We start from the raw sequence: 9970 nt of genomic DNA on the forward strand, positions 1-9970 counted from the left end.
GGCTCCTCCACGCCCGCGCTCCGTGCTCGGCGGGGGCCCCGGCGGGCCCGTCCGCCCGCGCGGCTGCCCCGGCCTCGCCCCGGGCCGCCCTGGCCTGCGCGAACAGGTCCTCCTGCGTGAAGTCCGCGAGCCCGCTCACGCCCACGCCCAGCAGCCGCACCCCGGCCGTGGTGTCCACCCCCGCCAGCAGCCGCAGCGCCGCCTCCCGGACGACGTCCGGGTCGTCGGTGGGCCCGCGCAGCGTCTCGGATCTGGTCAGCGTGGAGAAGTCGTAGCTGCGCACCTTCAGGACGACGGTGCGCCCCGACCGCCCCGCGGCGCGCAGCCGCGTCACACACCGCCCGGCGAGCCGCTCCACCTCCAGGCGCACCCGTGTGCGGTCGGTCAGATCGACGTCGTAGGTGTCCTCGACGGAGACCGATTTGGCGTCCCGCTCGGCGACCACGGGACGGTCGTCGATGCCGTGGGCCATCGCGTGGACCGAGGCGCCGTGCGCCTTGCCGAGCAGCCGCAGCAGCTCGTCCTCGCCCGCCTCCGCCACCTCCCCGACCGTGGTGATCCCCGCTCTGCGCAGCACCTCTCCCGTCGCGGGGCCCACCCCCGGAAGCGTCCGCACCGGCATGGGCGCCAGCCGCTCCCGCTCGGTGCCCGGCTCGATCAGCACCAGCCCGTCGGGCTTGGCCTGCTCCGAGGCGATCTTGGCCAGCATCTTGGAGCCCGCGATCCCCACCGAACCGCTCAGCCCCGTCGCCGCCCGGATCTCCCGGCGGAGCCGCTCACCGACCTCTCGTGCCCCCTCAGCGCCGCCCTGCGTCCCTTCCAGCGCTTCCCCGGCCTCCAGGTCCACGAACGCCTCGTCGAGGCTCAGCGGCTCCACCAGCGGCGACAGCTCGTGCAGCAGTTCCATCACCACCTCGCTCACCGCGCGGTAGAGCCCGAAGCGGGCCCCGAGGTACGCCGCGTTCGGCGCCAGGCGTCTGGCCTGCGCGGTGGGCATGGCGGAGTGCACCCCGAAGCGTCTCGCCTCGTACGAGGCGGTGGAGACCACCCCGCGCGGACCCAGCCCGCCGACCACGACCGGCTTCCCGCGCAGGCTGGGCTTGGACGCCTGCTCCACAGCGGCGAAGAAGGCATCCATGTCCAGATGCAGGATGATCGGCCGGGTCCTCACGTCCTCAGATGGTGCCGCATGCCACTGACAATCACGTGACAATCACGGCGGTCCCGCAGGCCCCGCAGGCGGGGCCCGGTTCACCCCGCGCGATTGCGGCGGCGCGCCAGCTCGTCCTCGGGGTGTTCCCTGATCAGGGTCTCGCCGGTGTCCACGCGCTCCCCGTGCAGCTGGGAGAGCGCGCCCTCGACGTCCTTCCACACGACGCCGACCGCGATCCCGAAGACGCCCTGACCGCCCTGGAGCAGATCGACGACCTCGTCGGGCGAGGAGCACTCGTACACGGTGGCGCCGTCGCTCATCAGCGTCATCCGCGCCAGATCGGTACGGCCGCGCGAGCGCAGGTGCCGTACGGCGGCACGGATGTTCTGCAGCGAGACCCCGGTGTCCAGCAGACGCTTGACGATCTTGAGGACCACGATGTCGCGGAAGCTGTAGAGCCGCTGCGTGCCCGAGCCGTAGGCGGGGCGGATGCTGGGCTCCACCAGGCCGGTGCGCGCCCAGTAGTCGAGCTGCCGGTAGGTGATCCCGGCGGCCGAGCAGGCGGTCGGGCCGCGGTAGCCGACCCGCTCGGCCGGCGAGTCCGCCGGTGGTTCGGGGGTTCCTCCCGGCCTCGGGCCACGGGAGGGTGTCGGCGACGGCCGCCCCGGGGACACCTCCCGGCCGGAGGCTGGGGGTGGGCCGTCGGATAGGGACGAGTCGCCAGCCGCTGTGCCTTCGCCGCCGGTGCTTGCCACGCCGACCTCCGTCCTTCACATCCCGGGTTACCCCCGGAACCTGCCCACATGAAGGTAGGCAGTCACTCCGAGTGCGTCAACGATCGCCACACTCGGCACGGCGAGTGATAATGCCCCAGAGGGTGGTTTCACGTGCCCCCGGACGGGGAAAGGCTGGCCGGATGGCCGCGGGCCGGCAGTCCGGGCCACCACGCCGAGCCCCCCGGCAGGAGTGGCCCCAGCCGGGCGGCTGCGCGCACGGGCGTCACTGGCTGCTGGTGCCGAAGTCCTCCGGAGAGATCTGGTCGAGGAACTCGCGGAACTTCTCCACCTCGTCCTCCTGCTCGTCGGGAATCGCGATACCCGCGTCGTCCAGCACGTCGTCACTGCCGTAGATCGGCGTTCCGGTACGGAGCGCGAGCGCTATGGCGTCGGACGGGCGGGCACTGACTTCCACGCCGCTGGCGAAGACCAGCTCCGCGTAGAACACGCCTTCCCGCAGGTCCACGATGCGGACCGCGGTCAGCTCCTGGCCCACTGCCTCCAGAACGTCTTTGAACAGGTCATGGGTAAGTGGGCGTGCGGGGGTCATGCCCTGCTGGGCGAAGGCGATCGCCGTCGCCTCCCCCGGGCCGATCCAGATGGGGAGGTAGCGGTCGCCTCCCACTTCGCGCAGGAGCACGATCGGTTGGTTGGTGGGCATTTCCACCCGGACACCCACGACGTCGAGCTCATTCACACAGTAACCCTAGGCCGTGCCGCGCCTGTTTGGGTAGTCGGGCAGCCGCCCGGCGGCCGCGTCGGCGTGCCGATTCAGTCACCCGGGGAGCTGGGCGAGGCCCGCACAAAGGCCCCGTAGAGCCGCACGGACAGGTCCGCCAGCTCCTCGGCCGTGCTCGCGGCACCCGCCCTCGTACGGGCATCCGGGTGCAGCCGGAGGGGAGCCACGAGCTGCTCGACGAGATCCAGCTGCCGGTCGGCGCAGATCTTCAGCGCCCGCAGATGCCGGGCCTCCAGCCCGAACCGGCCCAGCTCGGCCACCAGCCGCGCCACCTCCGCCTCATCCGGGCCGTACGCGCCGTCCGGGCCGGCGCCGAGCAGCCCGTACTCCTCCCAGTCGGCCAGCTCCCCGTCCGGCACGCCGACGGCCCTCAGCAGCTCCTCGCGCCCCAGACGCACGGCCGGAGCCGGATGTGCGGGAGGGGGCCCGGGAGCCGGAGGGGGCGGCTGGAACCCGTCGGGTTCCCCGGGCTCGCGGGAGGGCGCCGGGACGACCGGGAGAGGCGCCCCGTCCTCCGCGGCCTCCAGGTGCTCCCTGATCACTCTGAGCGGCAGATAGTGATCCCGCTGCAACCGCAGCACATAGCTCAGCCGCTCGACGTCCTCGGGGCGGAACTTCCGGTAGCCCGACGGGGAGCGCGCCGGCTCCACCAGACCCTCGGCCTCCAGGAAGCGGATCTTGGAGACCGTCACCTCGGGAAACTCCTCGCGGAGCGCCTGGAGGACGGCACCGATGCTCATCGGCGCCGTCCCCGTCCCGTCGGCGGTGCCCGTCGGGGCATCGCCGGACACCGTGTGCGGCATACGTCTCCCTGCGGTCTGCGGGTCTCAGACGGTGCGCGGGCTCCCGTAGAAGACCAGGCGGTACTTGCCGATCTGCACCTCGTCACCGCTGCTGAGCGGCACTCCCGCCTCGATCCGCTCGCGATTGACGTAGGTGCCGTTCAGGCTGCCGACGTCCGAGACGGTGAAGCCGCCGTCGGGGCCGCGCCGGAACTCCACATGACGACGCGAGACGGTCACGTCGTCCAGGAAGATGTCGCTCTCCGGGTGGCGCCCGGCGGTGGTCAGCTCGCCGTCGAGGAGGAAGCGGGCACCCGAGTTGGGACCGCGCCGCACGATCAGCAGCGCGGAGCCCATCGGCAGCGCGTCCACCGCGGCCTGGGCCTCAGGAGGCAGCACAGGAGAGATGTGCTGGCCCGTCGACTCCGAGTCGTAGGCCTCCAGCCCGGAGATCGAGATGGTGGACGTCGTCTCGGACGCCCCTTCCGCAGGGGCGCCGCCCCGCAGGGGGGCGCCGCAGTTGGAGCAGAACCGGCTCGCTTCCGCGACGCGGGCTCCACACCTGTTACACACCGGCAAGGCAGAACCTCCACCCGAATTTGAGGTTTGCGGTGCCTGGGAACCTATGCGGCCCTGCGTACCAGGGTCAACAGAAACCGCGCCGCGACCACCCGAATTGTCTCCCTGGGGCCCGGCCACCTCGTCGCGGAAGAGCGGACGCTCGGTGCCGGCCGCCGGCGCCCCGCCCGTCATCTCCGTATCCCTGGGGGCACGGTGCCGTGCGGAACCCGCGCCGCCGCCCCGGCGGCTCTTGCCGAACAACTTCGCAAAAAAACTCACGGGCGATTCCCCTCGCACGAAACAGACCCGCCCGTGGGGCAGGACAGACCCTCGATGCTCTCATTGGCCACCCTCGACGCTCGACTAACGTCTGTGACCTGTAGACAGTTTCCCTCACACGGTGCCCGACCGACCCGCCGACCCCCCGCAACTCTTCTCACCATCTCACTGCGATGACGACCGAGCGTAGTCAGGCCGCTTCGCCTGTCGCAAGGCGTCCACGGTGATCTTCCCCGAGCGGGTCACCTGCACCGTGGCCTGCTTGTTCTTCAGCGTCTGCACCACCCCGCCCGGGATGTTCAGCGCCGGCTCCAGATCCGCGGGCTTGCCGATGACGTCGAACCGGTACGGCGCGTCGATCCTATGCCCGTCCACGTTCACCCCGCCGCCACTGTCGGTGAAATAGCTGCTCGCGACCACCCGCACCCCGTTGACCTGCATCGCCTCGGCCCCCGCCGCCCGCAGCTCCTGGACTGCGTCCAGCAAGGTGTCCGAATCCGTGGTCCCCGCCCGGTCGTTGATCGTCATACGGATGCCCGGCCCCTCGGCCCCCACCGTGCCGGCCAGCACGCCCAGCTGCGCCGCCTTCTCCCGCGTCTGCTTGCGGGCCTCCTCCGCCTGGTCGGAACTGTTCTCCAGCTCGGTGCGCTGCCCGCTCAGCCGGCGCTTCTCGTCCTCCAGCCGCTTGGTGCGGTCGTCCAGCTCGTCGAGGATGCGCACCAGATCCTCCTGGCGGGCCCCCCGCAGGGCGCTGTTCTCGCTGGTGGAGCGCACCTGGATCGCCAGGCCGAGGCCGAGCACGAACAGCAGGAGGGCCACGATGAGTTGGGCACGGGTCACCCGCGGGGGCCACACCGCCTTGGCGAGCCGCTGCCGTCCCGTCAGCCGCGGCGCACCGCCGTCCCGCTGTCCGGCCGGCTGTCCGGGGTGCTCCCGCGGGGAGCGGTGCTCGGGAGTGCTGCCGTCGCTCATCGGCCTCACGCCCTGAAGACGTGCCGGCGGATGGCGGCCGCGTTGGAGAAGATCCGGATGCCCAGGACGACGACCACACCGGTCGAGAGCTGGGCGCCGACCCCGAGCTTGTCACCGAGGAAGACGATCAGCGCCGCCACCACCACATTGGACAGGAACGAGACGACGAAGACCTTGTCGTCGAAGATGCCGTCCAGCATGGCCCGCAACCCGCCGAACACCGCGTCGAGCGCGGCGACGACGGCGATGGGCAGATAGGGTTCGACCGCCATCGGCACCACGGGCCGGACGACGAGTCCGGCCACGACTCCCACGACGAGGCCCAGTACGGCGATCACGATGTGCTGCCCTTCCCTGTCCGCACAGGTTTCGCTGTTCTCAGAATCAGACTCGGCGCGGCCGGCAGCCGGACCTCGTCCTGGACGGAAATGCTGGTTCTGGCACCGTAGTCCTTGTGCAGGACGTACAGGTACTGCCCGTCGACGCTGTCCTGGAAGGTCCGGCTGAACTTCTGTCCCGGCCCGATCGCCAGCAGCGTATAGGGCGGCACCAGCGGCTTGTTGTCGACCAGGATCGCGTCGCCCGCGGCGCGGATGGCGGAACGTGACGTGAGGCGCTGGCCGTTGATCGAGACGCCCTCGGCGCCCGCCGCCCACAGCCCGTTGACGACGCGCTGGAGATCGCGGTCCCGGATCCGCCCCGTGTCGGAGAACCCGTCGCTCTGCCGCGGTCCGTCCCCCTTCCCGGAGCCGGCGTCCTTCGCGTCGTCGACCACCAGCTTGAGGCCCGGGCCCTTCGCCGCGGTCGCCCCGGCGAGCAGAGCCGTCGTCCTGCCGCGGGCGTCACCGTGCTTCGCCAGGACCTCGCGCTGCTCGGCCTCCACGGAGGAGCGCAGCTTGTCGACGTCCTTCTGGAGCTTGTCGGCCTCCTTGCCGCCCGACTCGATCCGCTCGATCAGCTCCTGCTTCTCCTTGGCGATGGTCGGCGCGGAGACGCGAGCCTGCGCGGCGCCCACGGTGACCACGAGCGCGGCCAGCACGAGCCCGGCGGCCAGCCCGAGCTTGGCCCGCACGGTGCGCGGCATCCGCGAGCGCCCCACCTCACCCCGGCGGGCCGCCGCTTCCGCGTAGCCGTCGTCGAGGCTGTGCTCCATCACATTGGTCAGCAGCGACATCGAAGCGTCGGGCCGCGGAAACCGCGACGAGGTGCTCCTGGGTGGCTGCTGCAGCGACATGCCGCACATCGTCGCACGTCGAGACCCGTGCCGCCGAACGGGCCCACCGGCACGCCGGGCGGCGGGACTTGCCCCCGCGAGAGGGGAGGCCCCGCCGCCCAGGGCGCTACTCGATCAGTGACCGGCGCTGTCGACCACGGCCGCCCACTCGTCCAGCAGCGCCTGCGCCGACGCCTCGTCCGGCCCCTCTGCCCACAGATGGGTGACGGCCTCGGCCGGGTCGGGAAGCACCATCACCCAGCGGCCGTCCGACTCGACCACGCGCACGCCGTCCGTCGTGTCCACCGACCGGTCGCCGGCCGCCTCCACCACGGTCCGCATCACCAGCCCCTTGACCGCCCACGGCGTCGCGAGGTCCCGGCGGCTCACTTGCGCCCGCGGGATACGCGCGTCGATCTGACTGAGGGTCAGCTGCGTCCGGGCCACCAGCCCGATCAGCCGGACGAACGCCGCGGCACCGTCGAAGACCGAGCTGAACTCGGGGACGATGAAGCCGCCGCGTCCGTCACCGCCGAAGACGGTGTTCTCATCCCGGCTGACCCGGGTGAGGTCGTCGGGCGAGGTGGTCGTCCACTCGACCTGGGTGCCGTGGTAGGCCGCGACCTGCTCGGCGATACGAGTCGTCGTCACCGGCAGCGCCACCCGGCCGCTGCGCCGCTCCGCGGCGATCAGGTCGAGCATCACCAGCAGCGCCCGGTCGTCCTCGACGATCCTGCCGTGCTCGTCCACGAGGGAGATGCGCTCACCCACCGGGTCGAACCGCACACCGAAGGCCGCGCGCGCCGAGGCCACGATCTCCCCGAGCCGCACGAGGCCGGCCCGCCGGCTCTCCGCGGTCTCCGTGGGCCGCGACTCGTCGAGCCCCGGGTTGATCGTCAGCGAGTCCACCCCCAGGCGGCCCAGCAGGCTCGGCAGGACGAGGCCGGCGCTGCCGTTGGAGGCGTCCACCACGACCTTGAGCCCGGACTCCGCGATACCCGTCGTGTCCACGGCACGCAGCAGTGAGCCGGTGTAGGAGTCGTAGACGCTGGAGGGGAAGCTCAAGTCCCCGATCTCACCCGGGAAGGCCCTGCGGTACTCCTGGCGCGCGTAGACGCGGTCGAGCTTGCGCTGCCCAGCCTGGGACAGATCGGCGCCCCGCTCGTCGAAGAACATGATGTCGACCGAGTCCGGCACGCCGGTCGTCGTACGGATCATGATGCCGCCGGCGCTGCCCCGGGCCGTCTGCTGCCGGGCCACGGGAAGCGGCACGTTCTCCAGGTCCCGTACGTCGATGGCGCTGGCCTGGAGCGCCGAGATGATGGCCCGCTTGAGCGCGCGGGCGCCCCGGGAGTGGTCGCGGGCGGTGCAGACCGTGGAGCCCTTCTTGAGGGTCGTCGCGTACGCCCCCGCGAGTCGTACGGCCAGCTCGGGCGTGATCTCCACGTTGAGGATGCCGGAGACACCACGGGCCCCGAACAGATGCGCCTGGCCGCGCGACTCCCAGATGACGGAGGTGTTGACGAAGGCGCCGGCCTCGACCGTCTTGAAGGGGTAGATCCGCACGTTCCCCTGGACGATCGATTCTTCACCGATGAAGCACTCGTCCCCGACGACCGCACCGTCCTCGATCCGCGAGGCCCGCATGACGTCGGTGTTCTTGCCGATGACGCAGCCCCGCAGATTGCTCTGCGGGCCCACGTACACGTTGTCGTGCACCACCGCGCGGTGCAGAAAAGCACCACTCTTGACCACGACGTTGGAGCCGATCACGGAGTGCTCGCGGATCTCCGCGCCCGCCTCGACCTTCGCGTAGTCACCGATATAGAGCGGACCCCGCAGCACCGCGTCCGGATGCACCTCGGCGCCCTCGGCCACCCACACGCCGGGCGAGATCTCGAACCCGTCCCGCTCGACGTCCACCTTGCCCTCGAGCACATCGGCCTGGGCCTGCACATAGCTCTCGTGGGTGCCGACGTCCTCCCAGTAGCCCTCGGCGACATAGCCGTAGATCGGCTTGCCTTCCTTCATGAGCCGCGGGAAGACATCACCGGACCAGTCCACGGGCACATCCGGCTCGACGTAGTCGAAGACCTCCGGCTCCATCACATAGATGCCGGTGTTCACAGTGTCCGAGAACACCTGCCCCCAGGTCGGCTTTTCGAGGAACCGCTCGACCTTTCCGTCCTCGTCCACAATCGTGATGCCGAACTCCAGCGGATTGGGCACCCGCGTCAGACAGACGGTGACCATCGCTCCGCGTTCCCGGTGGAACCGGATCAGGTCGGTCAGATCGAAGTCGGTGAGCGCGTCGCCGGAAATGACGAGGAACGCGTCGTCCTTCAGCGCCTCCTCGGCATTCTTGACGCTGCCGGCCGTGCCCAGTGGCTTCTCTTCATGGGCGTAGGTGAGCTCCATGCCGAGCTCCTCGCCGTCACCGAAGTAATTCTTGACCAGCGAGGCCAGGAATTGCACGGTCACGACCGTTTCGGTGAGCCCGTGACGCTTGAGCAGCTTCAGCACGTGCTCCATGATCGGCTTGTTCACCACTGGCAGGAGCGGCTTGGGCATACTCGCGGTCATCGGCCGAAGGCGCGTGCCTTCGCCGCCAGCCATCACGACGGCCTTCATGTCGGAAGCGTCCTCCTCGTACAGACGACGGTCATGCCGACCTTCACCCATCCAGGATGGCCCACAAAGTAGCTTTCAGGGCAGTTGGCCTCCGGGGTGGAGGAGGGTGCTCAGTCGGCCTCAGCATCCGCGCTGATCAGACGGCGGACCTGGACCACGTAAAGGATCCCTGCCCACCAATACAGCGCAGTACCCCAACCGGCGAAGGCCCATCCGAAAATCGCAGCGAGTGACGCGGCCCACCCGCTTCCGTCACTGAGCAGCAGCAACGGGAAGGCGTACATCAGGTTGAACGTGGCGGCCTTGCCCAGAAAGTTGACCTGCGGTGGCGCAAAACCGTGCCGGTCCAGGACCCACACCATGACCAGGAGCAGCAGTTCCCGGGCCAGCAGCACGAGAGTGAGCCACAGCGGCAGAATCTCACGCCAGGTCAGCCCCACCAGTGTGGAGAGGATGTACAGCCGGTCGGCGGCCGGGTCGAGAATCCGTCCCAGACTGCTGATCTGATTCCACCGGCGGGCCAGTTTGCCGTCGAGGTAATCGCTGACCCCGCTCGCGGCGAGCACCAGCAGCGCCCACAGGTCGCAGTTGGGCCCACCGAACTCGGGCCACAGGATCAGCCACAGGAACACGGGCACGCCGACCAGGCGAGCCATGCTGAGGATGTTCGGGATGGTGAGGACCCGATCCGTCTGGATCCGCGTCTCCTGGACCTCCACCCGTGGGCCTCCTGAATGAGCGTGCCAACGATGCTCCCTGACCCTACCCGGCGGCGCTCACCCAGCGTGCACGGGGTGCCGCTATCGGGACATCGCGGTGGATGACGGGCACGCGTGGAAAAAGAAAAAGGCCTTGTTGGCACCG

General features: G+C 70.3%; 10 protein-coding genes. All 10 read right to left on the minus strand.

Annotated elements, in window-relative coordinates; all coding sequences use genetic code 11:
- Positions 1-1171: DNA polymerase IV (locus FM076_RS04095; RefSeq protein WP_173868572.1), on the minus strand; the 1171-nt coding region annotated here is incomplete at its 3' end.
- 80 nt (positions 1172-1251) lie between these two features.
- The gene (locus FM076_RS04100; RefSeq protein WP_173868573.1) at positions 1252-1908 is read right to left on the minus strand and encodes a MerR family transcriptional regulator; all 657 of its coding nucleotides are present in this window, start codon (positions 1906-1908) and stop codon (positions 1252-1254) included.
- Between the two features lie 244 nt (positions 1909-2152).
- A complete protein-coding gene (locus tag FM076_RS04105) occupies positions 2153-2626 on the minus strand; it encodes a bifunctional nuclease family protein (protein ID WP_027739117.1) in 474 nt (157 codons plus the stop codon).
- 74 nt (positions 2627-2700) lie between these two features.
- On the minus strand, positions 2701-3471 hold the full coding sequence (locus tag FM076_RS04110) for a MerR family transcriptional regulator (protein ID WP_173868574.1): 771 nt from the start codon (positions 3469-3471) through the stop codon (positions 2701-2703).
- Between the two features lie 24 nt (positions 3472-3495).
- On the minus strand, positions 3496-4023 hold the full coding sequence (locus tag FM076_RS34890; protein ID WP_345944885.1) for an FHA domain-containing protein: 528 nt from the start codon (positions 4021-4023) through the stop codon (positions 3496-3498).
- A 432-nt stretch (positions 4024-4455) separates the two neighbouring features.
- Positions 4456-5262, minus strand: a complete 807-nt coding sequence (locus FM076_RS04120) for a DUF881 domain-containing protein (RefSeq protein WP_243274290.1) — start codon at positions 5260-5262, stop codon at positions 4456-4458.
- A 5-nt stretch (positions 5263-5267) separates the two neighbouring features.
- The gene (locus FM076_RS04125; RefSeq protein ID WP_016467540.1) at positions 5268-5600 is read right to left on the minus strand and encodes a small basic family protein; all 333 of its coding nucleotides are present in this window, start codon (positions 5598-5600) and stop codon (positions 5268-5270) included.
- Positions 5597-6496 carry a DUF881 domain-containing protein gene (locus FM076_RS04130; RefSeq protein ID WP_173868575.1) on the minus strand — a complete coding sequence of 300 codons (900 nt, stop codon included), beginning with the start codon at positions 6494-6496 and terminating at the stop codon, positions 5597-5599. The genes FM076_RS04125 and FM076_RS04130 overlap by 4 nt, the downstream gene beginning before the upstream one ends.
- 114 nt (positions 6497-6610) lie before the next feature.
- The gene (locus FM076_RS04135; protein ID WP_173868576.1) at positions 6611-9106 is read right to left on the minus strand and encodes a mannose-1-phosphate guanyltransferase; all 2496 of its coding nucleotides are present in this window, start codon (positions 9104-9106) and stop codon (positions 6611-6613) included.
- 110 nt (positions 9107-9216) lie between these two features.
- Positions 9217-9825 (minus strand): CDP-alcohol phosphatidyltransferase family protein, encoded by a 609-nt coding sequence (locus FM076_RS04140; protein WP_173868577.1) that lies wholly within the window; start codon positions 9823-9825, stop codon positions 9217-9219.
- Between the last annotated feature and the right edge of the window lie 145 nt (positions 9826-9970).

The sequence above is a fragment of the Streptomyces albus subsp. chlorinus genome, from assembly GCF_013302895.1.
Taxonomy (GTDB): domain Bacteria; phylum Actinomycetota; class Actinomycetes; order Streptomycetales; family Streptomycetaceae; genus Streptomyces; species Streptomyces chlorinus.

Bases quoted from the DNA above. Each gene is read 5' to 3' on its own strand.
- FM076_RS04130 (WP_173868575.1), bottom strand. From the start codon at position 6,496: ATGTCGCTGCAGCAGCCACCCAGGAGCACCTCGTCGCGGTTTCCGCGG.
- FM076_RS04110 (WP_173868574.1), bottom strand. From the start codon at position 3,471: ATGCCGCACACGGTGTCCGGCGATGCCCCGACGGGCACCGCCGACGGG.
- FM076_RS04135 (WP_173868576.1), bottom strand. From the start codon at position 9,106: ATGAAGGCCGTCGTGATGGCTGGCGGCGAAGGCACGCGCCTTCGGCCG.
- FM076_RS04120 (WP_243274290.1), bottom strand. From the start codon at position 5,262: ATGAGCGACGGCAGCACTCCCGAGCACCGCTCCCCGCGGGAGCACCCC.